The organism is Pseudoalteromonas sp. MB41 (genome assembly GCF_020966275.1).
GTDB classification, from domain to species: Bacteria; Pseudomonadota; Gammaproteobacteria; order Enterobacterales; family Alteromonadaceae; genus Pseudoalteromonas; species Pseudoalteromonas lipolytica.
In genome coordinates, this window is sequence record NZ_JAJJZF010000016.1 from 45,933 (window position 1) to 72,906 (window position 26,974).

At 44.0% G+C, this 26,974-nt stretch carries 26 protein-coding genes; all 26 read right to left on the bottom strand.

All coding sequences use genetic code 11. The features are described 5' to 3' along the window. Positions 1-2: 2 nt before the first annotated feature. A complete protein-coding gene (locus LPA49_RS14990) occupies positions 3-767 on the bottom strand; it encodes a flagellar motor protein (protein WP_065978755.1) in 765 nt (254 codons plus the stop codon). Then, positions 760-1,896: a chemotaxis response regulator protein-glutamate methylesterase gene (locus tag LPA49_RS14995; protein ID WP_065978754.1), complete on the bottom strand. Its 1,137-nt coding sequence runs from the start codon at positions 1,894-1,896 to the stop codon at positions 760-762. The genes LPA49_RS14990 and LPA49_RS14995 overlap by 8 nt, the downstream gene beginning before the upstream one ends. Before the next feature lie 75 nt (positions 1,897-1,971). Beyond that, the gene (locus tag LPA49_RS15000) at positions 1,972-4,251 is read right to left on the bottom strand and encodes a chemotaxis protein CheA (protein ID WP_230236982.1); all 2,280 of its coding nucleotides are present in this window, start codon (positions 4,249-4,251) and stop codon (positions 1,972-1,974) included. 15 nt (positions 4,252-4,266) lie between these two features. After that, on the bottom strand, positions 4,267-5,034 hold the full coding sequence (locus LPA49_RS15005; protein WP_036970081.1) for a protein phosphatase CheZ: 768 nt from the start codon (positions 5,032-5,034) through the stop codon (positions 4,267-4,269). 17 nt (positions 5,035-5,051) lie between these two features. Continuing rightward, on the bottom strand, positions 5,052-5,435 hold the full coding sequence (gene cheY / locus LPA49_RS15010) for a chemotaxis response regulator CheY (protein ID WP_016708035.1): 384 nt from the start codon (positions 5,433-5,435) through the stop codon (positions 5,052-5,054). Positions 5,436-5,474: 39 nt separating this feature from the next. Further along, entirely contained in the window at positions 5,475-6,185 is a 711-nt protein-coding gene (locus LPA49_RS15015) for an RNA polymerase sigma factor FliA (protein WP_036971668.1), read from the bottom strand. 26 nt (positions 6,186-6,211) lie between these two features. Further along, entirely contained in the window at positions 6,212-7,072 is an 861-nt protein-coding gene (locus LPA49_RS15020) for a MinD/ParA family protein (protein WP_036970099.1), read from the bottom strand. Next, a complete protein-coding gene (gene flhF, locus LPA49_RS15025; RefSeq protein ID WP_065978753.1) occupies positions 7,065-8,549 on the bottom strand; it encodes a flagellar biosynthesis protein FlhF in 1,485 nt (494 codons plus the stop codon). Before flhF ends, LPA49_RS15020 begins: the two co-directional genes overlap by 8 nt. A gap of 20 nt (positions 8,550-8,569) precedes the next feature. Further along, positions 8,570-10,681, bottom strand: coding sequence for a flagellar biosynthesis protein FlhA (gene flhA / locus LPA49_RS15030; RefSeq protein WP_036970103.1), 2,112 nt, complete (start codon positions 10,679-10,681; stop codon positions 8,570-8,572). Positions 10,682-10,752: 71 nt separating this feature from the next. After that, positions 10,753-11,883: a flagellar biosynthesis protein FlhB gene (flhB, locus tag LPA49_RS15035; RefSeq protein ID WP_036970105.1), complete on the bottom strand. Its 1,131-nt coding sequence runs from the start codon at positions 11,881-11,883 to the stop codon at positions 10,753-10,755. A gap of 9 nt (positions 11,884-11,892) precedes the next feature. Then, entirely contained in the window at positions 11,893-12,672 is a 780-nt protein-coding gene (fliR, locus tag LPA49_RS15040; protein WP_065978751.1) for a flagellar biosynthetic protein FliR, read from the bottom strand. Then, the gene (gene fliQ / locus LPA49_RS15045) at positions 12,673-12,942 is read right to left on the bottom strand and encodes a flagellar biosynthesis protein FliQ (protein WP_036970111.1); all 270 of its coding nucleotides are present in this window, start codon (positions 12,940-12,942) and stop codon (positions 12,673-12,675) included. It lies immediately after the preceding gene. Positions 12,943-12,981: 39 nt separating this feature from the next. After that, on the bottom strand, positions 12,982-13,722 hold the full coding sequence (gene fliP / locus LPA49_RS15050; RefSeq protein WP_036970114.1) for a flagellar type III secretion system pore protein FliP: 741 nt from the start codon (positions 13,720-13,722) through the stop codon (positions 12,982-12,984). Positions 13,723-13,726: 4 nt separating this feature from the next. Further along, the gene (gene fliO / locus LPA49_RS15055) at positions 13,727-14,110 is read right to left on the bottom strand and encodes a flagellar biosynthetic protein FliO (RefSeq protein WP_036970117.1); all 384 of its coding nucleotides are present in this window, start codon (positions 14,108-14,110) and stop codon (positions 13,727-13,729) included. After that, positions 14,107-14,508 (bottom strand): flagellar motor switch protein FliN, encoded by a 402-nt coding sequence (gene fliN, locus LPA49_RS15060; RefSeq protein ID WP_036970120.1) that lies wholly within the window; start codon positions 14,506-14,508, stop codon positions 14,107-14,109. The genes fliO and fliN overlap by 4 nt, the downstream gene beginning before the upstream one ends. Before the next feature lie 22 nt (positions 14,509-14,530). Further along, a complete protein-coding gene (gene fliM / locus LPA49_RS15065) occupies positions 14,531-15,622 on the bottom strand; it encodes a flagellar motor switch protein FliM (protein ID WP_036970123.1) in 1,092 nt (363 codons plus the stop codon). Between the two features lie 9 nt (positions 15,623-15,631). After that, positions 15,632-16,153 carry a flagellar basal body-associated protein FliL gene (fliL, locus tag LPA49_RS15070; RefSeq protein WP_199524101.1) on the bottom strand — a complete coding sequence of 174 codons (522 nt, stop codon included), beginning with the start codon at positions 16,151-16,153 and terminating at the stop codon, positions 15,632-15,634. 68 nt (positions 16,154-16,221) lie between these two features. Next, positions 16,222-18,456, bottom strand: coding sequence for a flagellar hook-length control protein FliK (locus LPA49_RS15075; RefSeq protein ID WP_230236986.1), 2,235 nt, complete (start codon positions 18,454-18,456; stop codon positions 16,222-16,224). A 96-nt stretch (positions 18,457-18,552) separates the two neighbouring features. Continuing rightward, on the bottom strand, positions 18,553-19,008 hold the full coding sequence (gene fliJ / locus LPA49_RS15080; protein ID WP_036970129.1) for a flagellar export protein FliJ: 456 nt from the start codon (positions 19,006-19,008) through the stop codon (positions 18,553-18,555). Continuing rightward, positions 19,008-20,342, bottom strand: a complete 1,335-nt coding sequence (gene fliI, locus LPA49_RS15085) for a flagellar protein export ATPase FliI (protein WP_036970132.1) — start codon at positions 20,340-20,342, stop codon at positions 19,008-19,010. The genes fliJ and fliI overlap by 1 nt, the downstream gene beginning before the upstream one ends. 17 nt (positions 20,343-20,359) lie before the next feature. Next, positions 20,360-21,178: a flagellar assembly protein FliH gene (gene fliH, locus LPA49_RS15090; protein WP_230236989.1), complete on the bottom strand. Its 819-nt coding sequence runs from the start codon at positions 21,176-21,178 to the stop codon at positions 20,360-20,362. Positions 21,179-21,181: 3 nt separating this feature from the next. Next, a complete protein-coding gene (fliG, locus tag LPA49_RS15095; RefSeq protein WP_036970138.1) occupies positions 21,182-22,222 on the bottom strand; it encodes a flagellar motor switch protein FliG in 1,041 nt (346 codons plus the stop codon). After that, complete coding sequence (gene fliF / locus LPA49_RS15100) at positions 22,215-23,930, bottom strand: flagellar basal-body MS-ring/collar protein FliF (protein WP_065978746.1); 1,716 nt, start codon at positions 23,928-23,930, stop codon at positions 22,215-22,217. Before fliF ends, fliG begins: the two co-directional genes overlap by 8 nt. 20 nt (positions 23,931-23,950) lie before the next feature. Continuing rightward, on the bottom strand, positions 23,951-24,283 hold the full coding sequence (fliE, locus tag LPA49_RS15105) for a flagellar hook-basal body complex protein FliE (protein ID WP_036970144.1): 333 nt from the start codon (positions 24,281-24,283) through the stop codon (positions 23,951-23,953). A gap of 164 nt (positions 24,284-24,447) precedes the next feature. Continuing rightward, a complete protein-coding gene (locus LPA49_RS15110) occupies positions 24,448-25,854 on the bottom strand; it encodes a sigma-54 dependent transcriptional regulator (protein ID WP_230236992.1) in 1,407 nt (468 codons plus the stop codon). Next, positions 25,851-26,963, bottom strand: a complete 1,113-nt coding sequence (locus LPA49_RS15115) for a PAS domain-containing sensor histidine kinase (RefSeq protein ID WP_230236995.1) — start codon at positions 26,961-26,963, stop codon at positions 25,851-25,853. The genes LPA49_RS15110 and LPA49_RS15115 overlap by 4 nt, the downstream gene beginning before the upstream one ends. Positions 26,964-26,974: the final 11 nt, after the last annotated feature.

Here is a 26,974-nt window from a genome sequence, read left to right on the forward strand (position 1 = left end):
ACTTACTCACTGACTAAGCTTGGACGTTCAACACGGTACGCCTCAAGTTTAAGTTCAATATTGAGTGGGCTCTCGCCTTGAGCAATCGCAATAATGCCTTCAGCAAGTAATTCGTGATACAGCATTTTTTGTTCAATCTGTTGTTTTAGCTTATTTGCCATTGGCAGGAACAATAAATTAGCTAAACCGACGCCGTAAATCGTCGCAATAAACGCCGTTGCAACGCCTGCGCCTAACTTTTCTGGGTCAGTAATAAATTGCATTGCCTGAATAAGGCCAAGCACGGCCCCTAATATGCCAATTGTGGGGCTATAGCCGCCCATTGCTTCATACACGCGACTGACTTCTAACAGACGTTCGCGTTCAAGCATTAAATCAATTTCTAGCGTATCTCTGAGCTTATTTTCGCCGGCGCCATCAACAAGCAAGCTTAAACCTTTTGCAGCATAGGGGTCTGGGTGCGCAAGCGCTTCAGACTCTAAAACTAAATACCCTTCTTGACGCGCTTTTTGTGACCACCGCTTCACCTGCTCAATCGCGGCGTCCACATCATGATAAGGAGGAAAAAACACCCAGTGACTAATTTTCAGCGTTTTAGTAAACACACTGCCTGGCGTTTGCAGCATGACCGCACCTAAAGTTCCCCCAAGTACAATAATTAAGGCAGGACCATTGAACAAAGCACTAACAACCCCTCCCTCAAGCGCGTAGCCGAAGGTTATGGCACAAATAGCAACGATTAATCCAAGAAAAGACAGCTTATCCACAGCCAGTCTCACGTATTAAGCGTGTAGCAACATCATTAAGAGCTAGGTTTTCACTGGCTAAACCCGCATTAGCAACGGCCTGTGGCATACCATAAACCACACTGGTTTTTTCATCTTGTGCCCAAATAGTGGCTCCCACTTGCTTCAGCATGCGAGCACCATCACGACCATCAGCCCCCATACCAGTCAGCACCACCGCTAATACATCACCACCAAATGCTTTTGCAGCACTGGCAAATGTCACATCGACACTGGGTTTATAGGTAATACGCGGACTGTCATCTTCAAACACACGCAGTGTGCGTGCAGAGCCACGTCCCTCTATCAGCATTTGCTGACCACCCGGTGCTAAATACGCAGTGCCAGGCATCAGTCTGTCACCCTGCTGTGCTTCTTTCACATTGATTTTACACAGGCCATTTAAACGTGCAGCAAACGCTGGCGTGAATGCAGCCGGCATATGTTGAATAAGTAATATGGGGTGCGGAAAATTAGCAGGTAGTTGCGTTAATATTGTTTGCAGCGCAACGGGGCCACCTGTCGAGGTGCCAATTGCAACAACTTGGTACTGCTTCCCTGACGCTCTAACATTACTCGACGGCGAAGGCGCTGCGGGAGTTGAACGGCTAAAACTACGATCTGGCTGAACAATGCCGCCAGTTCGCGTGCTAGTTGCAGGTGTCGGGGACGCCGGACGAGGTGAAGTCAAAGGACGTGTAAAACGAGAAATACGGCGACGCCCTATTTCCTTTACTTTATTTTGTAGTAAGGCAATCGCTTCTTCATTGTTTCTTGCAATGTCTTCAAACTTTTTAGGCAAGAAATCAAGCGCCCCCGCGTCCAGTGCATCTAGCGTGGCTGTTGCACCATCTCGGGTTAACGAAGAAAACATTAATATTGGCGTAGGCGTTGCTGCCATAATTTCTTTAACAGCACTAATGCCGTCAAGTACCGGCATTTCAACATCCATTGTAATAACGTCTGGTTTTAGCTCACGCGCTTTATCAACTGCTTCGCGGCCATTTACAGCAAACCCTATTACCTGAATGTCGCTGTCTTGCTCTAATATTTCGCTTACTCTGCGACGAAAAAAGCTTGAATCATCAACAACTAATACTTTGACTGCCATTAGCACTCTCTTGTTATTTATGCCATAAAGTGCAGCATATTAGCTGCACTTTAAAATTATTGAGCCTAACTATTATTAGCCAACGTAATGTTTTAGCATACTTGGTACATCTAAAATCAGTGCAATGCCACCATCAGAAGTGATTGTTGCGCCTGCCATACCTGGTGTACCTTGCAGTAAAGCATCGAGAGGTTTTATCACCACCTCTTCTTGACCAATTAATGAGTCAACGACAAAGCCCACTTGCTTAGTACCAATCTGTACGATAACCACATGACCTTCGGCTTTACGCTCTTGGCGATTGGCTCCTTTAACTAACCAATGTTGTAAATAAAATAATGGAATCGCTTTTTTACGGACAATAATCGTCAGTTGCCCATCGACAACGTTGGTCTTTGTTAAATCAAGATGGAAAATTTCACTCACCCCAGCCAGTGGTAAAGCAAAGGTTTGCTCACCCACAATAACCATCAGAGTCGGCAAGATTGCCAGTGTTAAAGGTACTTTGATCTCAAGTATAGTTCCAACACCTAGCTCAGATTGAATGTTCACAGAGCCATTTAGTTGGGTGATTTTGGTTTTCACCACATCCATACCCACACCACGACCTGAAATATCTGAGATTTCCTCTTTGGTTGAAAAACCAGGTGCAAATATTAAATTATACGCTTCAGTGTCCGATAAACGACTCGCTTGGTCGTGATCGATAACCCCTTTGTTTATTGCTATTTTTTTCAGCTTCTCAGGATCCATACCTGCACCATCATCACGAATGGTGAGCAGAATATGATCGCCTTCTTGCGATGCTGAAAGCGTAACTGTCCCTGTACGAGGCTTACCGGCCGCTTCGCGCACCGCAGGCATCTCGATACCATGGTCAACAGAGTTACGCACTAAGTGAACAAGTGGATCAGCAAGGGCTTCAACTAAGTTTTTATCTAAGTCGGTTTCTTCACCGACTAATAGCAAGTTGATGTCTTTTTTCAAGCTACGTGCTAAATCACGAACAACACGCGGGAAACGACCAAATACTTTCTTAATTGGCTGCATGCGGGTTTTCATTACCGCACCTTGCAAGTCTGCCGTGACGACATCTAGGTTCGAAATGGCTTTCCCCATCGCCTCACTGTTGGTGTTATTTGCAAGGCTCACTAAGCGATTGCGCACCAACACCAACTCACCAACCATGTTCATAATTTGGTCTAACCGTTTAGTGTCGACACGCACGGTTGTTTCAGCTTGGGGAGGCGGCGCTTTTTTCGCCGCAGCAGCAGCCTGTTTCTCAGGCGCTTTTTCAGTTGGCGCAGGCTTACTCGTTGCAGGTTGTGGCGCAGGTTTAGCAGGCTCAACCTTTGCAGCCACTGGGGCCGCAGGTTTTGCTGGCTCAACTTTGGTTGTTTCTGGCGTTTGCGGCTTATCTGTCTCTAATGATTGTGGCGCACTGCCTTTGCCATGTAATTCATCAAGTAATGCTTCAAACTCATCATCACTAATTTCATCATCAGAGCCTTCATTACTGACTGCAGGGGGGCTTTGCTCGACCACAGCGCTTGGCTCAGCGGGAGCTTGGCGGGTAATTTTGTCGGCTTTTACTTCACCAAAGCTGCCAACGCCGTGAAGCTCATCTAATAAGCTGTCAAACTCATCATCGGTAATATCATCGCTGTCACTGCTCATGGTGTCTGATGTGATTGATGCAGGCCCTTGGCCTTTACCGTGCAACTCATCGAGCAAGCTTTCGAATTCATCTTCAGTAATTTCATCTATGTTTTGTGGTTGAGCTTGGGTATCACCCAATCCCCCATCAAATAACATATCAAATGCAAACGGATCGTCGTCATCAATATTACTAGAGACATCAGCAGTAACTTCGGGTGTATCAACAACCGGTTCAGGCTCAACAGTGACTTCTTCAGCTACTTCGTCTGTTACGGTTGTGTCTTCACCAGCGAGCTCTTCTGCTGTTGGTGGTTGACTTAATTTATGTAGGACGTCTAAGAGGGCTTGATCTGCTGGCTCTGGTTGTTCACGATTTTGAATTGTCGCGAACATTTCATTGATTGTATCGAGGGCTTGTAAAATAACATCCATAAGTTCTGGAGTTACACTGCGCACGCCTTGGCGCAACAAATCAAACACATTTTCAGCACCATGACACGCATCAACAAGCTCAGTCATGCTTAAAAAGCCTGCGCCACCTTTTACGGTGTGAAAGCCTCTAAAAATAGCGTTTAGTAAGTCTTTATCATCTGGATTATTTTCAAGCTCGACCAATTGCTCCGACAAAAGCTCTAAAATTTCCCCTGCTTCAACAAGGAAATCCTGTAAAATATCTTCATCGACTTCAAAGCTCATGCAGCTACTCTCCTCTTAGAAGCCCAGACTTGATAATAGGTCATCAACTTCATCTTGTCCTGAAACAACATCATCGCGTGACTCTTTATCAATAATTGGCCCTTCTGGACCTGCCAGCGTATCGCTTTGTGCAGGTGCTTTGTCTATGGCCTGTTTTTCTTGTTTTATTTGACCATCGTCTTGACTGCCGAATACAGTTAAGAGATTGATTAAACTGTCTTCTACTTCGCGCACTAATTCGATAACACGGCGTATTACCTGCCCCGTCAAGTCTTGATAATCTTGCGCCATTAGCACGTTGGTCATCAAGCCTTGTAACTCATCTGTTTTGGTGTGCGAGTTATTCATGAACTTATCTAAGCTGTGGCATAACGTTTTAAATTCACCGAGTTCAATTTCTCGATTCATTAAACGATCCCACGTTGGTTTAATCGTGGCAATTTCATCAGCGAGCTGTTGTGCTATAGGCAAACTAGCTTCCACGGCATCCATCGTTTTATTGGCCGCGCTTTCAGTCATTTCCATAACATAATTCAAGCGCTGCTTTGCATCCGGGATTGCTTCTGTTGTTAAATCTGTGAGTCGAGTATCAAGATCGAAGTTTTTTAGTGCTTCATGAAGTTGTCGTGTCAATTTACCGACTTCAGCAAACAACTCTGATTGTTCTTTTGATGCTGTTTCAAGTATCAGCTTATCAGCTTTCTCTTGTTCACCATTTTCAAGATACTCAACAAGTTGACGAGCTTGCTCTAAACTTATTTGAGGCGCAGCAAGTGCTGACATAAGCCTCTCCCCTTAGATTAACCTAAACGTTCAAACACTTTTTCCAATTTGGTTTTCAGTGTCGCAGCAGTGAATGGTTTGACGATATAGCCATTAACACCCGCTTGAGCAGCAGCAACAATTTGTTCTTTTTTCGCTTCAGCTGTCACCATTAACACGGGGATATGTTTAAGGCTATCATCAGCACGAATTGCGCGTAATAGATCAATACCTTGCATTCCAGGCATATTCCAATCTGTTACAACAAAATCAAACTCTTGATTTTGCAACATCGGCAATGCTGTTGAACCATCATCAGCTTCCTGCACATTGGTAAAACCTAAATCCCTTAACAGGTTTTTAATGATACGTCTCATTGTAGAAAAATCATCAACAACAAGAATTTTCATGTTTTTATCCAAAACATCCTCCGGTGAGGTTTGAACCTTATTTACTTACTACTAATTAATCCAGTCATTGATTTTTGCTTTGAGCTTAATCATCGCCTGACCATGTATTTGACTCACACGCGATTCGCTAACATCGAGTATGTGCCCTATTTCTTTTAAGTTCATTTCATCGTTGTAATACAAAGACAAAACGAGTGCATCTCTTTCTGGTAACGATTGGATAGCCGTCAATAGAGACTGGTTAAACCGTTCATTTTTAACATTATTAAACGGTTTGTCTAGTGCTAAATCATGCCCCATAGGTGTGATGACGTCTTCATCAACGCCTAAATCCTCTATACCCAGTACCTTACTGGAATTTACATCATGTAGAATATGATGGTACTCATCCAGTGTAATATCAAGTTTTTCAGCAACTTCTGTGTCTTTTGGCTCGCGGTTTAAAATACTCTCTAAATCCGAAATCGTTTCAGCGACAAGGCGTGCATTACGGTGAACTGAACGGGGAGCCCAATCACCTCGACGGATTTCATCGAGCATAGCCCCTCGAATTCGAATACCCGCAAATGTTTCAAAACTGGCCCCTTTACTCGCATCAAAATTTTTCGACGCTTCTATAAGGCCAATCATACCTGACTGAATCAAATCATCGAGTTGCACACTGGCAGGTAAACGAGCAATTAGATGACACGCTACTTTTTTGACTAAAGAGGCATGTTTTTCAACAATCGCATTTAAATTCTGTGCTGATTGATATCCCATCGCTTTATTCACCGATGTTGTCATAGTTAACCGTTTACTAGTTTTTCAATAAAAAATTCTAAATGACCTGACGGTTGATTTGGAATTGGCCACTTAACTGCTTTCGTTGCTAATGTTTTAAATGCCACAGCGGCTGGTGAGTTTGGAAATAACTCCACAATCACTTTTTGGCGGCGGGTCGATTTGCGCATATTCTCGTCATACGGAATGGTTGCGACAAGTTCCATAGACACATCTAAGAATCGATCCGTTACTTTTGAGAGTTTAGCAAATAATTCTTGCCCTTCACGCATACTGCGCACCATATTGGCAACTATTTTAAATTTGTAAACGCCATGCTCACGACTTAACACTTTAATTAGGGCGTAAGCGTCGGTAATTGAGGTAGGTTCATCACATACAACAACAACAACATCTTGCGCTGCACGCGAAAAGCTTAATACCATGTCTGAAATACCCGCAGCGGTATCGACAATTAAAATATCAAACTCAGTATTTAGCTCGCTAAATGCGCGGATAAGCCCCGCATGTTCTGACGGTGTTAACTCAACCATACTTTGCGAGCCCGAAGTCGCTGGCACAATTTTTATACCTGCTGGGCCTTCGACAAGAATTTCATCCAGTTCACACTCACCAGATAAAACATGAGATAAGTTTCTCTCGACACGTAAACCAAGCATTACGTCACAATTTGCCAACCCTAAATCGGCATCTAATACTAATACACGATTTCCCAGCTGACCTAATGCGATCGCGGTATTGAGTGACACATTCGTTTTACCCACACCACCTTTGCCGCCAGTGACAGCGATAACTTTAACGCCACTATTATTATTTTGATTCATTTTGCGCAGGCCGCTTGCTTGATCTAATACTGTGTTAATCATACATCCCTACTGTGTTCGACGCTACTGCTTGACGTCGTGAATGTTGTGCTTTTGCTCGTTTTAAATATAATTGCTCAGCTTTTTTTACTAGTTTTTCTGCATTCGCAACGCGAATATCTTCAGGAACACGCTGACCATTAGTAAGATACCCTATTGGCAAGCGATTTTGAATCGCAATACTAATAATCTCACCTAAACTAAGTGATTCATCTAACTTAGTGAAGATACAACCACTTAGTTGCACTTTTTTAAAGTGGCGAACGGTTTCTTGTAGCACGTTAATTTGCGCTGTTGCACTTAACACTAAATAACTGCGAATGTCGACACGCTGATTGCGCATTAATGTATTAAGTTGCTCAGTTAAGCGTAAGTCGCGTTGACTCATACCCGCAGTGTCTATTAATACTAGACGCTTATTGCGTAAATGGTATAACACTTCAGCTAATTCATTTGCGTCTTTAACTTGTTTCACACCACAGCCAATAATGCGGCCATAAGTGGCTAGCTGCTCATACGCTCCAATACGGTAAGTGTCTGTTGTAATAAGCGCGACTTTATCTGCACCATATTTTTGTGCTCCAAGGGCTGCCAATTTCGCCACCGTGGTGGTTTTGCCCACCCCCGTAGGACCCACTAAAGCGTACACACCGCCTTGACGTAAAATTTCATTATTTGTTGTATGCATTTGGTTTTCAACCATTTGCAATAAGGCTTGCCACGCTTGTTGACGCGAAACGTCATCAGGAATAAAACACGCCATTTGCTCCGCAACATCACGCTCAATGCCCATACCGGCTAGGCGATCAATCATACAAGCGCGGGTAGGGTCGCGACGCGCCATGTCTTGCTGCATCAAACCAGATACTTGATGTTCAAGTAATTGACGAATGGCATTCATTTCTTCACGCATCGTCGCCATTTCTGAGTGGTTTGCGGGTGCGGCCGTTTTGTGTTCTGCTGGTGAATCTAAATCGTCGAAGCCTGTGTCTAAATCATCATCAAAACCTAGGCTATGTGCTTGTGTTTGCACTCGCGGTGCTGCTTGCTCTTGATAGCGAGGTTTTGCTGAATATTGCGGTTGCTCTTGCGGCGCAAAACTGTGTGCTTTTGGCTGATAATGTTCACTCGTTTCAATACCAGATTGATTAAACATTGAAGCAAGCTCTGGCGAACGAGGGCGTGGGGCTTGACGCTCTAGTAACGCTTGTAGGCTGTCTGCAACTTGGGCTTGTGGCTCAGGTTTAGCACGCATAGGTTCTGGTTTAACGAAGTTATGCGACTGTTGTGGCGCTGTGTGTGCAGGCACCGGTTTCGCTTCGGCTTTTGGGGCTGCTTTGTCATAATCAACAGCGGCGACAATTTCAACACCATTCGCTAACTTTTTGTTAGACATAATAACCGCATCAACACCTAATTCATCTTTCACTTCTTTTAGTGCGGTGCGCATATCTTTAGCAAAAAAACGTTTAATTTTCATGGTACAACCCCTTTACTATCCTATTGTTGGCCTACTGAGCTGACAATCTTAATCTGTCTTTCGTCTGGTACCTCTTGGTAAGACATTACCCTTAAACCTGGGATGGTGTACTTAACAAAACGAGATAACACAGTGCGTAACATTCCTGACGTTAGTAATATCGAAGGTTCGCCGGCCATTTCTTGGTTTTGATGCGCTTCATTTAATGATTGCTGAAGTCGCTCTGCAAGTCCTGGCTCTATTCCGGCACCTTCGTCACCTGCATTTTGAAGTGACTGATGCAACATCTGTTCCAACTCAGGCGCCAAGGTTATGACAGGGATTTCAGATGACATACCAACCGCATCTTGAACAATCAATCTGCGCAGTGAAATTCGCACTGCAGCCGTTAGTACATCTGGGTCTTGGCTACGTGGGCCATATTCAACAAGGGTCTGAACAATTGAACGCATATCACGAATTGCGACCCCTTCGTTAAGTAAGTTTTGCAGCACTTTTACAACCGTGGTCAATGGTAATACGTCAGGAACCAGTCCCTCGACAAGACGAGGATGACTTTTCGCTAACATATCAAGTAGGTTCTGTACTTCTTCATGACCTAATAGTAATGCTGCGCTGTTTGTTAATAGCTGGCTAATATGGGTTGCCACGACAGTAGCTGCATCAACCACGGTGTAACCCAATGATTGGGCTTCATCTTTCTGGTCTGGCTTAATCCATACCGCATCGAGTCCAAAAGCAGGATCTTTTGTTTCAACACCTTTGATTGGGCCAAATACTTGCCCTGGGTTTATGGCAAGTTCATCACCATGCTTAAGCTCACCTTCACCACTGGATACACCCATCATTGTGATACGGTAGGCGTTGGGGTCTAACTCTAAGTTGTCACGGATATGCACGGGCGGTACCAAGAAACCGAGTTCTTGCGAGAGTTTCTTACGCACACCTTTAATACGGTTAAGTAGCTCTCCCCCTTGCGACTGATCAACCAGTGGAATTAAGCGATAACCGACTTCTAAACCAATCACATCTACTTGCTGTACATCGTCCCAGCCCAATTCTTTTTGCTCTTGCTTGTTAGCAACACCGGTGCCTGGCGCGCCACCATTAGCTTCCAATTCAGCTTTTTCTGCTTCTGCTTTAATTTTTTGTTGTTGGGTAAAGTAAGCAAGGTAACCTAACAATGCGCCCAAGCTTAAAAATGCAAGATGAGGCATGCCTGGCACAAGGCCCATGGTGATCAAAATACCTGAAGCGATAAATAACGACTTTTCGTTTCCTAGCTGCGACTTAAACTGATCGCCCATGTTATGCGACTCATTTTGACGCGTCACAACAATCGCAGTACCAATTGAAAGAAGTAATGAAGGTAATTGCGCAACGAGACCATCACCAATGGTTAATAGAGTATATACTTCCATCGCACGGCTGAAGCTTAAGTCATGTTGAATCATGCCGACAAATAAACCACCTACGATATTAATCACAAGGATCACAATACCGGCAATAGCATCACCTTTTACGAATTTACTGGCACCGTCCATTGAGCCATAAAAGTCGGCTTCACGGGTTACTTCTTCACGGCGCTCACGAGCTTGCTCTGCACTAATAAAACCTGCGTTTAAGTCAGCATCAATCGCCATTTGTTTACCTGGCATAGCGTCAAGTGTAAAACGCGCTGACACCTCTGAAATACGCCCTGCACCTTTGGTGATAACCACAAAGTTGATAATAATGAGAATAAGGAACACAACAAGACCAACAGCATAGTTACCGCCGATAACCACCGAGCCGAACGCTTCAATTACTTTACCAGCAGCATCCCCGCCATTATGACCTTCAAGGAGTACCACCCGAGTACTGGCAACATTCAATGCAAGACGCATAATTGTGGCTATTAGCAGCACGGCCGGAAACATACCAAACTCAAGAGGCTTCATGGTGTAAACCGTAACGAGTAACACCACCAGCGCAAGCGCGATATTAAACGAAAAAAGAATATCTAAAAGAAAAGGAGGCAGAGGTAAAATAACCATGCCAAGGGCTGCAAGCACCAGTAATGGTGTTCCAAGCCCCTTCGCATACTCTTTTTTATCTTTATTAAGTTGTTGTAATACCGCTTTAAATTCCATAATTCAACAATTTCAAAAAATTGACACTACACGGAATTTGCAATAACTATTCCAAGTTATTAAACGGCTAATTAATATTTATAAGCCTCTGGGATAGGGAGCTTTTTATTAAGTGGAACAGGACGTTTACCACGCCCTTTTTGGAAGCGTTTTAATTGAAATACATAGGCAAGCACTTGCGCTACTGCGGTAAACAGTTGATCAGGTATTTGCTGGCCCACCTCGGTGGTGTGATAAAGCGCACGGGTAAGCATGGGTGATTCAACAATAGGCACATCGTTACCCTTACCCACTTTACGAATTTGCATAGCAAGCTCATCGACCCCTTTAGCAAGTACAATTGGCGCACCTGCTTTGGCGGTATCGTACTTTAGGGCAACCGAATAGTGAGTCGGGTTGGTCACGATAACATCGGCATCTGGCACGTCTTGCATCATACGCCTTTGCGACATTTCACGCTGAGTACGACGAATACGGGCTTTAATTTGTGGATCACCCTCTGAGTTCTTATATTCGTCTTTTACCTCTTGCAAGGTCATTTTAAGCTCTTTGTGATGCTTGTGGCTTTGATAAGGCGCATCTATCGCTGCAATAATAATTAGCGTACAAGTCAGGCCTAAAAACATCCAAGCTAGAATCTCAAGGGCATGAATGAAATTCCCCGGCGCACTTTCAATACTTAGATGTAATATTTCATCAAAAAAGGTATTAATTAAAAATACTGCAAAGCCTGCAACCACCGCAAACTTCAATATCGACTTAACCAGCTCAACGCCTGCTTGGGGACCAAGCATACGTTTAATCCCTTTAGCCGGTGACATTTTGCTGGCTTTAGGCGCTGCAGCTTGCCAACTAAAGTTAAAGCCGCCCAGCAACGTGTTACCGATAAATGCCGCTATTACAATAATGAGAACAAACATCGCCATCGGGAACAACAAGGCATCAGAGACAATACTCCACACTGAAAACATTTTGGTGGTGTCGTAAGTTTCATTACGATTAAGGCTTAATAATCGCCCCATCACATTATATAAGCCCTTGCCAATCTCAGGGCCATACAACAGTAATGAAATAGCCGAAAAAATTAATACGAACATCGTTCCCAACTCTTTAGAGCGGGCAACTTGGCCTTTTTTCTTGGCGTCTTCTATTTTTTTCCCGGTGGGTTCTTCGGTTTTCTCTTGACCCGAATCTTCAGCCATGGCGCGCTCCTAAGGTGTACAGCCAACAAGGCTGCACATTAACTCAACCATTTTTAACCACTGAAACTCAAACTGAGTCATAAAATTGCCTAACGTAGCCCAAATAATCACAAGCCCTGCGACAAGAGTAAAAGGGAAGCCTATCGAAAAAATGTTTAATTGCGGAGCAGCACGCGTCATGACCCCAAATGACATATTGATCACAAGCATCGCTGTCAATGGAGCAAGAGCCAGAACTAACGCGGTGGTAAACATCCACCCACCCCATGTAACGATGTCCCAGTAGTGGTCAACCGACCACCAAGTACCATCAATAGGCAAGACTTCAAAACTGTGTATGACCATTTGAATCATCATCAAATGCCCATTAAAGACAAAAAATAGTAACGTGGCTAGAATCAGGTAAAACTGGCCCACCGCGGGTACACTCAAGCCATTCGAGGGATCAACAACAGAGGCAAAACCTAAGCCTGTTTGCATCGCCAATATTTGACCAGCAAGTACAAAAGTATTCAGCAATAATACCGAAGCAAAGCCAATTGCCACACCAATCAATAATTGTTGGATAACAACCAGTACCATTTCAAACGAAAACAGGTTTGTAAACGTGCTCTGCGGCAGCATAGGCACAGCCACAAAGGTCACCACGACCGCTAAACCCAGCTTAATACGCGTTGGCACATTCTTCGCACCTAAGCCTGCCATGATCATAATCATGGAGCTAATGCGTACAAATGGCAGTAAAAAGTCACTGAGCCACTGTAAGATGACCGCAAATGGAAACTCCATTTACCCCGCAATCTCCGGAATCGACATAACAAGCCGCGTAAAATAATCCATGAGTTCTTGAGTGAACCAATGACCACCCAATATAAGCGCACTGATTGTAATGAGTAGACGAGGCAAGAAACTGAGTGTTTGCTCGTTAATTGATGTTGCAGCTTGAAACACCGCAACGACAAGCCCCACCAGCAAGCCAGGCACAACAATCGCTGACACCAGCTTGATCACTAAAAATAAAGCGTCGCTGAGAATATCGACAAAAATTTCCGGTTCCATCGTATGACTCCTAACTGTTACACGCTATGTTACGCATTGCTACACACCAAGCCCAAAGCTCTTCGCAAGCGTCCCCATTACTAAGCTCCACCCGTCAACCAGTACGAACAACATAATTTTAAATGGTAAGGAGACGATCATCGGCGATAACATCATCATACCCATGGCCATCAAGACCGATGCAACCACGAGATCGACAATCAAAAATGGAATAAAGAACATAAAACCTATGATAAAAGCGGTTTGTAGCTCACTGGTCACAAATGCGGGGATCAGCACGATTAAAGGCGTGTCTTCAGGAGAATCCAACTTATCGTAACCCGCTATTTTTGCAAATGTTTCTAAATCTTTAAGGCGCACTTGCGAAAGCATAAAGGCTTTCATTGGTTCTTTTGCCAATTCTAACGCTTGCACTGAGGTGACTTGTTCATTTAGGTATGGCTCTATCGCACGCTCATTCACTTGCTGGTAAATTGGCGCCATAATAAAGATACTTAAAAACAATGACATACCAAGCAATATTTGATTCGAAGGAGTTTGTTGTAAACCGATTGCTTGGCGCAAAATTGCCAGCACTACAATAATACGCGTAAATGAAGTCATCATAATCACTGCCGCAGGAATAAAGCTCAGCGCAGTCATTATTGCAAGTACTTGCAAAGTTACCGAGTAGTCTTGCGAGCCATCGGGGTTGGTCGTGATAGTGAGTGCATCGATGCCTTCTGCATTAACAGATGGCAGGAATAACACGGTAGCTAAAATAAGTATCCACTTGATCATAGCGTTAATTCTTTTTATTAGGGGGTGATTGTGGGTTCAACAACTTGCCAAAGCGCTTGGCAAGTTCCGGTAATTCTTTTTCTTTTAAGGGAGTTTCTAGCTTATGCAAGTAGTTAATACTGTGCGGCGTAACACCTATTAAATGCTGAGCATTATCAATTTCAATAACCATCAAGCGTTCACGCGAACCAAGCGGTAAACTGCGAACAACTTTAAACTCTTCACTGTTTGCTAAATTAGGGTTGAGCTTCTTGACAAAAAACGCCAATACCACAATAACCACTAACACTAAAAGCAAAGACATCACCATAGACAGCAAATCTGCCGTAGGTGATGCTGTAGGAAAAACAGTGCTACTGGCACTAGATAAAGCTATAAATGCGCTCATCGTAACTTTTTAATTCGCTCAACTTGGCTAATCACATCTGTAAGACGAATACCAAACTTGTCATTAACAACCACCACCTCGCCGTGCGCAATCAAGGTGCCATTAACTAACACATCAAGTGGCTCACCAGCGACACGATCAAGCTCAACAACAGAGCCTTGGTTTAATTGTAATAAGTTGCGAATATTGATTTTAGAACGACCAACTTCCATCGAAATGGTGACTGGAATATCTAAAATGGTGTCAAGTTTGCGCTTTTCATCACCTGAGAGTTCATGCTTCTCATCTTTCAGCTCGTCAAGCTCAGCAACTGAGGCATTACTTGTTGCACTTTCGGCTTCCTCGGCCTCGGCTAATGCCGCTGCCCATTCGTCCATTGTATCTTGATCATCACTCATTATATTTAACCTTATAAATCGACTACCAGTCTAAATCGACACCTTCAGAGAGGTGAAGATCTTCTTCTAGTTCTGCTAATTCTGCATCCGAATCCAGTTTTTTGCCACCTTTAGTGAACACATGGAGTTCAGACTTAACTGATTCAGGGCGTTTAATTTTTTCGCTAATTTGTAATGCCACATTGTCTCGAGAGCGGCCCATTTTAGCTCTAAAGGTCGGCAGCTCTTCAACAAAGACCGTAATGTGTTCAGGCATTTCAACGGGAATAATATCACCCGCTTTTAATTCCATAATTTGCGCAAGCGTTAAATCAACCTCTAATAACTGAGTTGATAAATCGACTTCGACATCCATAATTTCATCACGGAGAGCTTTACTCCAACGCAAATCAGTGTCTTCAGTATCTGATTGAACACCGGCATCAAGTAATTCACGAATTGGCTCAAGCATTGAATACGGCAAGGCAATATGAAAATCACCACCACCGCCATCAAGTTCAATATGGAACGAGCTAATAACCACCACTTCTGTTGGGCTAACAATATTTGCCATCGCAGGGTTAACTTCAGAGTCGAGGTACTCAAACGACACATCCATAACCGGTGCCCATGCCTCTTTATAATCTTCAAAGATTATTTTGAGTAGCATTTGCACAATACGACGCTCTGTTGGCGTAAATTCACGGCCTTCTATTTTTGCATGATAACGCCCGTCACCACCAAAAAAGTTATCGACCAAAATAAACACTAAGCGTGCTTCCATGGTAATCAGGCCAGTGCCTTTTAAAGGACGAAAACGCACCATATTTAAACTTGTTGGTACAAATAAGGTATGGATGTACTCGCCAAACTTAATCATTTGTACGCCGTTTATTGATACCTCTGCGGTACGGCGCATCATGTTAAATAAGCTGATCCGCATATGACGGGCAAAACGTTCATTCACGATTTCCAAGGTCGGCATGCGACCACGGACAATACGATCTTGTGATGAGAAGTCATACTGAAGTGTATTACCGTCTGAATCACCACCGTCGTGAATATCTTCCTCTTCGACTTCATCAACGCCGTGTAAGAGCGCATCGATTTCGTCTTGGGATAATAAATCGCTCACGCTGACCCCTTATTGCATCACAAAGCCGGTGAACAACACCCGCTCAATCACTTTACTGCCTTCAACATCATTTAAGGCAGTTTGAACTTTTTCTAGTGCCGCCACACGCACTGACTCTTTACCTTCACTGGTGCCAAGTTCATCAGCTGTGGTCGTAGACAACACCCCTAATAAAGTACTTTCGATAAGTGGAATATGTTTCTTTGCCGTTTCTTCGTTTACTTCACCGCGTACTAATAACTGCACTTTAATTTGTACAATTCGATCACGACTGGCACCTGGCACATTAAACACAAAAGGACGCGGCATCGCGACATATAACGCCGAACCGACCTTCGCAGAGCTTGATGGAGCAGCCGTTTCAGAAACCGTTGTTTCATCAGTAAGGCTTTCTTGTCGGGCATCATCACCCATAAATAAAAAATACCCCGCACCTGCGGCTAAAATCACAACAACTGCAGCAATGATTATAATCAGCTTTTTTTTACTTTTACCGGTATCTTCTATTTCTAAATTTGCGTCTTCGGCCATAATCACTTCCTTAAGCGTTACAGTAAACTCATTCTCTGTAACTGTATTATTTCTTATAATAGCAGGACTTATGCATAGTAATCTATTGATGATGACGATTGTTGTCGAGAAGTTTCTACGCTTTGCGTCGTGACGTCTTGCTGAACCTCTTCGTCATTATGATGCCCTGCAAGCTGCCCTTGCTCTGACTGGCTGCCTTGTTGTTCAGGGTTACCTTGCTGAATACTACTTTCGCCTAGCTCAATCCCCTGTTGCGCTAACATTTCACGCAGACGTGGCATCGATTGCTCTAAAGCTTCTTTGGCTTGTTGATTTTGCACAACAAAGTTAATTTGTGCTTGCTCAGCATCACTGCGGATACGAATTTGCATGCTGCCCATTTCAGGCGGATCAAGACGTATTTCAGCTTCTTTGTTATTAATATTTAACAGGGCACTGACTCGCTCTTGGAGCATTTTTGCCGCATCACTTTTTATAATATTAATTGCTTGCATCACCCCTGGGTCAAGGCTCACTGTTTTACTTTGTGGCTGCTGTTGAGCCTGTGTTTGAAAACTATGCACATCTAAGGCTTGTTCATATTGTTGATAGGCCGCGTCATAAGCCCCTGTTTGAGAGGGATTAAGCGGTGCCGTCAACTGATTGAAAAGCTGCACGACTCGTGCTGTCGACACCTCTTTTGGGCGCTCAGTGTCGGGTAAAGTATCAAGCTTTGATGTTGTTTCAGTGTCTATGTTTACAGCGCTGGCATTTTTTAGCACTGATAATTGCTCACTGCGCTCAGCTTTAGGGCTTTTACTGTCAGGCTCTGTTGTCGCCGTTAATGTGGGTGTTACAGCATCCGCTTTCACGGGGGTAACCGCGTCAGATAAAAGAGTCTGCACCGCCACTAATTTTTCATATTGTTGAGTGCCTGGTGTTAAAGATTGCAACTGTGCGTTTACTTTATTAAGCAATGCTTGCTGCTCATCTTTCGTTAATGTGGCAATTTGTTTTTCTATTGCAGCCGGAACTTTACTGTCAGGGACTTTACTGTCAGACACTTTGCTTTCTGTAGCATTACTTAGTGCGGCTTTCGCTGCGTCTGCGACTAATGCCGGCTGCGGTGTCTGTGTTTTTTCACTATGAGTATTCATCGCTTCGCTAAGTAGCGCTTTAATCTTATCAACGTCATTTGAGCTTAGCTCACCTGCCGCCTTTAATTGATTAATTTGCTGCTCAAGTTTTACCTGCTGCGTTGACGTTAAAGTCAATTCTTTGGCAAATTGACTGACCGCTTGACCATCACCACTTTGTACTTTTGCCAACAAACTGACGATTGATTGATTCGTGACTGACTCGTTTGCCGCTTTATCACTCATCACGCTATCAGCTGAATTTGTCGCCGCCATTTTAGTAACGGTATTGTCAGCATCTATCGCTGGCTTACTAGCGATATTTTTCGCATTTTCAGCAGCATTGTTAGTCGGTGCTAACTTAGCATCTACAGCTGGCGAATCCTGCACTTCGCCACTGGGAGTCACCACTGAACCTAACGATGCGGCCTTCGTATCATTACTAACACTGCTCAACAGCTCTGTAGACTGAGCGGCCTGTTTCATCGCTGCATTTTGCTCAGTAGTATTTGCCGTGATAACTTGAGGCTGCTTGGCAGTGTTTACTGTTGTCGCATTTTCAGTGCCATCGAGTACAGACGGACTATCAATAATTGGCGTGACTGAATCTTTCGGTGGCAATTCGCCAATCGGTTTCAATTGATTGTCAATCGCGGTAGCAACTTTAGACTTAGTTAATAGATTGGCAACTGAGTTTTCGCTGTCAGACAACGCGTCATCATCTGCTAAAGACGCACTTAAAGGCGAAGGAATAACAGGCGTAATATCATCAATTGGGGTGGGCTTTTTATCAACCACAATCCCACTAAATTCATGTTTGTCTGCGAGCACGTTTACACGCGTGCTCATTGCGTGTGATGCATTAATTTGTGAGAGCAGTGGGTTGTCTTCCCCTTCGATGAGGGCAACGTCTGTGGCTTCATCATCACGCGTCGGCTTATCAGAGACCTGTTTGCTGTCTGTATTATTCGCGACGACACCGCCTGCTTGTTCAGCCTCACTTTGCATTACGTTACTATTGTCGCTCTGTTTATTAGCGACAGTTTTAGAGTGTACCGCTTCGCTTGCTTCAGACAATTCAGTTAAAAAGCTTAGGCCTGATGCGTGATCATTTGCCTCTGATTCTTTGCTTAAAAAACCAGTATCGTGCTCAGTTTTAACCTGCAAATTAATATCACTGATCGCCATAATTCACCTAAATATAAAGAGGCAATTTGCCGCCGCAAGTGCCAAAATTAACGCTGTTAAGCAGATAGCTGCAAATTGCATGCCTAAAAATCAGGATTATAAGGTTGGGTTTTTCAGTTGACGCTGGAAGAACTGATTAGAGGCAAACTCGTCCAACATTTTTTGTTCATTTTTAGCCACTATCGCAGCCTGTTTTAACGCGTGTTTCTCAATTAATTTAGCGACTGCTTTTGCTTTAACTTGCTGTTTTAGCCACAGTGTTTTTCTTTGCGATACAACTTGTTTTGCCGTATTAACAGTACTGGCTTGTTGGCGAATGGCTTCTTCGATTTTTGCTATAAACGAATGGTACTGACTAAATCCTGCGCTTGATAAACCAGAACGGCCTTTTAAGTGCAATTGCTGTGAGTACTCTAATCGAAAGTTGTTTAAACCTTGCAGTTTTTGTTGATTACTTTGCAAGTGCTGCTGTGCTTTTAAGTAATCCATGCGCAATGATTCTTCTTTGTCGTTTTCAAGCTTTAATAATAAATCAAGTTTACTGTTTGCCATTATGCTTGTCCTAATAACTGCGCAAGGCCTTGAAGGCCATCATCATAACTGATCACATCTTTCATGCCTTGCTGTAGGAATTGATTGACTCTTGGCATCATATTAATGGCTTGATCGAGCATCGGGTCAGTGCCTTTTTGATATGCTCCAAGCGTGATCATATCTTTATTCTGCTGATACATTGAATAAACCTGTTTAAGCACACGTGCTTGCTGCATATGCGCCTCTGACACCACTTGCGGCATCACCCGCGAGATCGACTTTTCAATGTCTATTGCGGGATAATGGCCGCTATCAGCAAGCTCTCGAGAGAGCACAATATGTCCATCAAGAATAGCTCGAGCCGAGTCAGCAATAGGGTCTTGCATATCATCCCCCTCACTCAGTACCGTAAAAAAGGCAGTGATAGATCCTTGCCCTTCGCCGCCATTCCCCGCGCGTTCTACCAATGCTGGTAACTTAGCAAACACCGAGGGTGGATAGCCTTTTGTTGCCGGTGGCTCACCCACTGCCAGCGCTATTTCACGCTGTGCCATAGCATAACGGGTTACAGAGTCGAGCAGTAACAGCACATTAAGCCCTTGGTCACGAAAATATTCTGCAATGGTTACTGCACTTTCGCAGCCTTTTAAACGCATCAAGGGAGATGCATCAGCAGGAGCAGCAACGACCACTGAACGTTTACGCCCTTCTACTCCTAGTATTTCTTCAATAAACTCTTTGACCTCACGGCCACGCTCACCCACAAGACCAACAACAATGACGTCAGCCTCTGAACCACGAGTCATCATTCCTAGCAGCACCGACTTACCAACACCAGAGCCTGCAAACAAGCCCATACGCTGGCCTTGACCCACCGTAATCACAGAATTTATCGCACGAACACCCACATCCATCGGCTGACTAATTGGTCTTCTTGAAAGGGGGTTAATTGTATTTTGCGCAAACTTGAGGTAGTGCTCAGCATTAACAGCACCCAGCCCATCCAACGGTCGACCTAAGCCGTCAACAACCCGACCTAATAAGCCCATCCCTACAGGCAAACCCGTTTCATTAACTTGTGGGATCACCCTTGCACCGGGGAGTACTCCAGAAATATGGTCGTTTGGCATCAAATAAAGCGTTTGGTCGTTAAAACCAACCACTTCAGCATCGACAAACCCATTGATAGTTTCTATTTTACATTGGCTGCCTACTGGCGCTCTCAAACCTCTTGCTTCAAGCGTCAAACCGACTACGCGCGTCAACATACCCGCAACGGCCGGTTTAGGAACTTTAATATGCTTTTCGTACCGTTTTAAACGGTCGCTAAGGGTCATTGATTGACTACTCATAGTGAGCCTAAAAAGAGTTAGATACCACTATTATGCAAGAAGTTTTCCAATGTTTCTTTGACGCGTGTTTTTACGGTCATATCGATGGATGATTGCGGGGTTTTTATTTCGCAGCCGCCGCGTTCAAGTGTCGGTTCAGCCACTAATTGCCAGTGATTATCTGCAATAGTTTGCTCACCGTAACTTTCGGTGATCAGCGCAATGTCATCTGGGTGTAGATGAATACGCACTCTTGTTTGCTCTTCTGCTAGTGCATCAATAGCGTGTTTAAGTGCATGCAAAATAACATCTGGTGATGTTTTTATTTCTTGATAGATAAGCGATTCGCTGAGCATAACGGCTAGTTGAACAAGTTGCTTTTCAGCACTTTCATCCACTTTTGATAAGGGCTGAGTTAGGCTATCAAGCAAACTTCTTAGCGTAGTCAGTTGCTCTTCTAAAATCGGTTTTATGTCTTCTTGGCCTTGTGCTTTACCCAGCTCAACACCCTCTTTGTAGCCCGCTTCTTTTCCTTCACCCACGCCTTTTTCAAAGCCATCAATGTAACCTTGCTCATGGCCTTGCTTTAAGCCTTCGTCGAAAGCATCTTGACGAATTTTTTCAAGCTCAGCCATCGTCAAAGGTGGAAATTCAGGTTCTTCTGGCTCTTCTTCAACGTCTTTTTTTTCTTGCTCTTTACGGTACAGATCAGCCAAAGGGGTACCGTAAGCTGTTGAGCGCCCAGCAAGCTTTCGGGTATCTTGCGCTACATCAGGAATCGGCCAGTTCTCGAGTAGTTCATCGACTGCGTCACTTGCATGAACTGGGCGTCCGGGATGAAAAGAAGGCTTTGTCATGGTTTACAGGAACTCCTCACCACCGCCACCGCCAAGCATAATTTCGCCTGAGTCAGCTAAACGACGTGCTGTAGACAAAATTTCTTTTTGTGCCGCTTCTACTTCACTAATACGCACAGGGCCCATAGCTTCTAAGTCGTCGGCCAGTAATTCCGCTGCACGTTTAGACATATTACTTAAGATCTTCTCTTTCAGTGCCTCATCTGTGCCTTTAATCGCTTTCATAAGGACATCTTGCTGTACTTCGCGCAGAATCGCTTGAATGCCTCGATCTTCTACATCCATTAAGTTTTCGAATACGAACATCAAGTCTTGAATTTGTTGCGACATTTCTTCGTCATGCTCACGAATCGAATCCATTAACTGACCTTCAATATTGGTATCAAGGTAGTTCATGATATCTGCCGCTGCTTTTAAGCCGCCCATTTTCGCTGCCTGTGCACCTGCTTGGCCGGCGAACTGTTTCTCCATGATCTCGTTTAACTCTTGCAATGCAGCTGGTTGAACTTCTTCAAGGTTCGCAATACGCATCGTTAAATCAAGACGCACTTTCTCTGGGAATTGCGACAGAATCTCGGCTGACTGTTCAGGCTCTAAGTAAGAAAGCACAATGGTTTGAATCTGCGGGTGCTCATTACGAATAATATTAGCCACCTGTTTCGAGTCCATCCACTTAAGTGAATCAAGACCTTTCGCTCCCGAACCCATCACAATTTGGTCGATTAGGCTGGCGGCCTTATCTTCACCAAGTGCGGCCGTAAGCGCTTTTTTAATAAAGTCTTCAGATTGGAAACCTATGGTACTGAAGCTTTGAATTTGCTCAATAAACAAGTTATGAACGGCGCTGATTTTCGCTTGCGATAAATCGTCTAATGCAGCCATCGCCATGCCCACTTTTTGCACTTGCTTAGGCTCTAAGTGTTTTAGAATTTGCGCAGCATCTTCTTCCGATAAACTCAGCAATAAAATCGCTGCTTTATCAACACCGTCTAATTTATCAACATCAAACGCCGGTGGGAGTTGTTTTTGTTCTTGATCAGTCATCTTCAGTTAACCACGCTTTCACTACTTGAGAAGACAGTTCTGGTTCATTAGCAACCAATGCACGAACTGCTTTGAGTAAATCTTCATCACCATGTAAATCTGGCAGCTGTAGTGTACCATCACTTGAGAATCCTACAGCAGCAGAGTCAAAGTCTTTATTTAGCATATCTAGCGTACTATCACCAATATCTACACCAGAGCTAAGTGCATCTTCATCATACTCTTCAAGTGTATCATCTGGGTAAATTAAGCGTTTCAGCATAGGTTTCACAACCGCCATGATAAGTACGATAATCACTAATGCACCTAATGATAAACGCAATATCTTCATAAACCAGTCTTGTTCCCAAATAGGCACTTCTATGGCCGCAGCGGTATCTTCACGTACAAACGGAACAGTAACAACTTCAAGCGCATCACCACGTTGCATATCAAACCCCACTCCGCCTTGTAGCAAGCGACGGATATTTGACAGCGCTTCAACAGAACGAGGAACCATTGTTGTCTCGCCGTTTTCACCCACTTGCGGCACATAGTCAACCGCAACAGATACACTAATACGACGAATAACACCTGTTTGCTGACGCTTATGAGAAATAGTGGTATCTAGCTCGTAATTACGGGTTGCTTCTTTGTGCGAACGACTTGGGTTCATTGCACTACCAGCGCCCCCTTGTCCTGCAACTTCAGGAATATTTGAATTAACAGGCGGTTGATTAGTCAAGGCACCTGGGATCCCCACAGCAAGGCCACCAATGTTATTTTCTTCAAATGTTGTTTCACTGCGCACTGCAGGTAAGTCTGGGTTGTAGCGCTTTTGTGTTTCTTCTACCGCACTAAAGTCCATATTTAAATCAACTTGCGCAGTGTAATTACCTAAGCCTACGACAGGAATTAAGATGCTGTCGATTTTATTTAAGTATTCTTCTTCACGCTTGCGCTCAATTTCATATTCTTTGCGAGAACGCGCTGCCAGTGAATTTTGTGAACCCGAATTAAGTAAGCGACCGTTTTGATCTGTCACCGTAACACGCTCAGGTGAAAGACCTTGTACTGCAGAGGCAACAATATCAACAACTGAGTCGATTTCTTCACCATCTAACATACGGCCACGTTTAAGAGTCAGTACAACGGTAGCTGATGGTAATTTTTCACGACGAGCAAATACGTTTTCTTTTGGAATTGCTAAAAGCACTTTGGCGCGAGTGACATTTTTTAGCTCTTCGATTGTACGAGCAAGTTGCTGCTCACGACCATGTTTTAAACGTTCACGTTCTAAGCGTTGGCTAACACCAAAGCCCATATCTTGCATGATGATGTCGGTGCCTGAGCTTGGCGCTTGCTCAAGACCTTCACGGGCCATCAATAATTTAATATTTTGGTATTCGCCTTCTTCAACTGAGATGACATTACCATCAAGTTCATAATCAATCTTCTGTGCGTCTAAAAAGTCCAGCGTTTGGATAAGCTCTTCGGTTGGCATTTTACCCAGCGGTCGCATATCTGGTTGACGAGCCCAGATAATAATAAAAATTGCGATTGCCAAACAAATAGCCAGTGCAATGACCAACGTCACCTGACGTAATACATCAACGCCATTGAGGGCACTGAGGTAGCCTGACTTTTGCTCTTGTTGATCATCCGTGTCTGAAGTATCGACACCGCCGCCTGCGAGGGCTAGATCAGTTGATTGATTAGATTGCGCCACAATAATTCTCCACTACCTAGTTAAACAGGCATGTTCATGATTTCTTTATATGCTTCAACAAGTTTGTTGCGAACTTGCACCGTTGCTTCAAAAGCAACCGAAGACTTTTGCGAAGCAATCATTACTTCAGCAAGGGATACACTGCGGTCTCCCATCTCAAGTGCTGTTACTTTTTGTTTTGCTTCTTGCTGCAGGCCATTAACGGTATCTAGCGCGCTTGTAAGTAAGTCACCAAATTGCGCCGATGATGTTGGCTGAGCCTGAGTTGGTAAATTATTAACGGATTGACTACGGCTAGCTTCAAGTGCCATAGATTGCATTTCTTGAAATAATGCGCTGTTTTGAACTTTCATAATACTCTCTGACAATGCAGTTTACTTATACACAGATAAAGCACAAAACGTGCCACAAAATAAAACACTATAAATCAATGTGTTAGATGGTTATTTTGTTTGTCAGAGTTTTGACAGCAAACAAGCCCACACGGAGTGAGCTTGTCAGTTAAGGGGGGATGCTTTTAAGCGGGTAATGCAATACCTAAGTCGCGCATTTGAGCTAGTTTATATCTAAGTGTTCGTGGACTAATCCCTAATGTTTCAGCAACCTCTTTGCGCTTTCCTTGGCACCTAGCTAGGGTTTCTAAAATAATGCGATGCTCTTTGTCTTTAAGCTCATCTTTATAATTTCCCTGCTCGTTCACAGATGGAATTTCGTCATGCATGGGGTTAACCACTTGCTCTTTATAAACCGGGGCATTTTGCACCGGTGCACTATTTACAGTCTGTGCTTTAGCCACTAAGAGCTCTTCAATAAATATATCGTCTTCATGAATGCTATTACCATCACATAGTATCAGTGCACGCTGAATCACATTATCAAGTTCTCGGACATTACCCGGCCAAGCATGCGATAGCAGTTTTTGCTTAGCTTGCTCAGTTAATAATGCGATAGGCTCTTTACTTCTGATGCAATGACGCTCAATTAAATGCTCTGCAAGGACAATAATATCACCTGGGCGCTCACACAGCGGACGCCACATTAAAGGAAAAACATTTAAACGATAATACAAATCTTCTCTGAATAAATTTTCGCTAACAGCTTCTTTTAAATCACGGTTACTGGTTGCGAGTACCCTAACATCGAGCTCAATGGTTTTACGACCACCCAAACGCTCAACTTCACGCTCTTGCAAAACACGCAGTAACTTAGCTTGCAGACCCAAATCCATTTCGGTGATTTCGTCAAGCAAGATAGTGCCACCTTGTGCTTGTTCAAATTTGCCCGGACACGCTTGAATCGCCCCAGTAAATGCGCCTTTTTCATAACCAAACAAGGTCGCTTCTAACATGTTCTCAGGAATAGCGGCACAGTTAATCGCTACAAAAGGGGCGTCAGCGCGACTTGATTTATCGTGAATAAAGCGCGCCAGCACTTCTTTACCCGAACCACTGGGTCCGAGCACCATGACACTGGCATCTGAACGTGCCACTTTACTGGCCAGCTCAAGTAATTTAATACTGGATGGATCCGCGACAATCGGCCCATCGGTTTCTTTTTCTTTCTCGGGTAAATAACGACTCACCATATTCAATAAAACTTCGGGTGCAAATGGTTTAGCCATATAATCAATAGCCCCTAAACGCATTGCCTCAACCGCATCATCAATGGTGGCGTATGCTGTCATCATTAATACTGGTAGTTCAGGGTAATTAAGTTTAATGCTACGCAATAAATCAAGGCCGCTCATCGCGCCCATTTGTACATCGCTTACCACCAATGAATACGTCCCTTGCTTTAGCAATACCATTGCTTGCTCGGCACTGTCGGCAGCGATGCAATCAATACCTGACATTTCCAATGTATCAATTAAGGCTTCGCGTAAGCCTGCGTCGTCTTCAACGACTAAAATAGAGTTCGTATTCATCTTGCCTCCACTGACGTAGTTTCTGCACTAATGGGCAGGATTAAACTAAAACATGCCCCCCCATGGGCGTTATTAGCCACTTCGACCCGTCCTTGATGCGCATTAGCGACTGAGCTTACGACTGCAAGCCCAAGCCCTGTACCTTGGCTTTTCGTTGTGTAAAAGGGTTCAAATAATTTTTCGGCTTGGCTAATATCGACTCCAGGGCCATTATCGCTGACGCTGATACGAACACAGTGTTCACTCCTCTCATCACGCTGAGCGCTGAGTGACACTTTTGCGTGCTGGCCAATAATTTGAATACTGTTATGAATAAGATTTTGAACAGCACTGGCTAACGCTGTTTTATTGCCCACAATTTCAATATCAGGCTCTGGCAAACTAACGCTTAATTCACTGTGGTTTTGCGCCACCATAGCATCAGCCCCCGCTTTTACTTCATTGAGTAATTGCTGCATTGATACACGCTCAACTACTTGCTGTTCGCCACTTTTAGCAAACAACAACATATCATTCACTTGGGTTTCTAAATCTTTTAATCGTGACATTAACTTGTTATGAAAATTACCCCGCGAGCTTTCAGGTAAGCGTTTAGAGCCTAAATTAGCCGCATATAACATAGCAGCCGAAAGCGGTGTTCTTACTTGATGCGCAAGCGATGCGACCATTTTACCCAGCGCACTCAGGCGCTGCATGTGTGCAACACGCTTTTGCAGTCGACGTGTTTCGGTCAAATCGGTCATTAAAATTAATTGCCCCGGTTCTGGCGTCAGAGCCGTTATATCAAGCTTAATCAAGCGACCATCTTTGAGTGAGACTTCGTGACCATCATCTTGTTTAGGACGAAAAGAGCGCTGAATAACGCTGAACCACTTTTCACCTTCCAGAGGCTCACCAAGCATATCGATAGCGATTTGATTCGCTTTTGCAATCATGCCGCGGCCATCCAATACCACAACCCCCGCAGGCATGGTATCAACCAAATGGCTCAACCAACTTGCTTGCTGACGAAGTTCACTCAACTCACCCACATACTCTTCTTGCTGTAAACATGGGTTATATTGATTAGCTGTGATAAATTGTGGTTTTAGTACATGTGCTAAGGCCATAATCGATACTC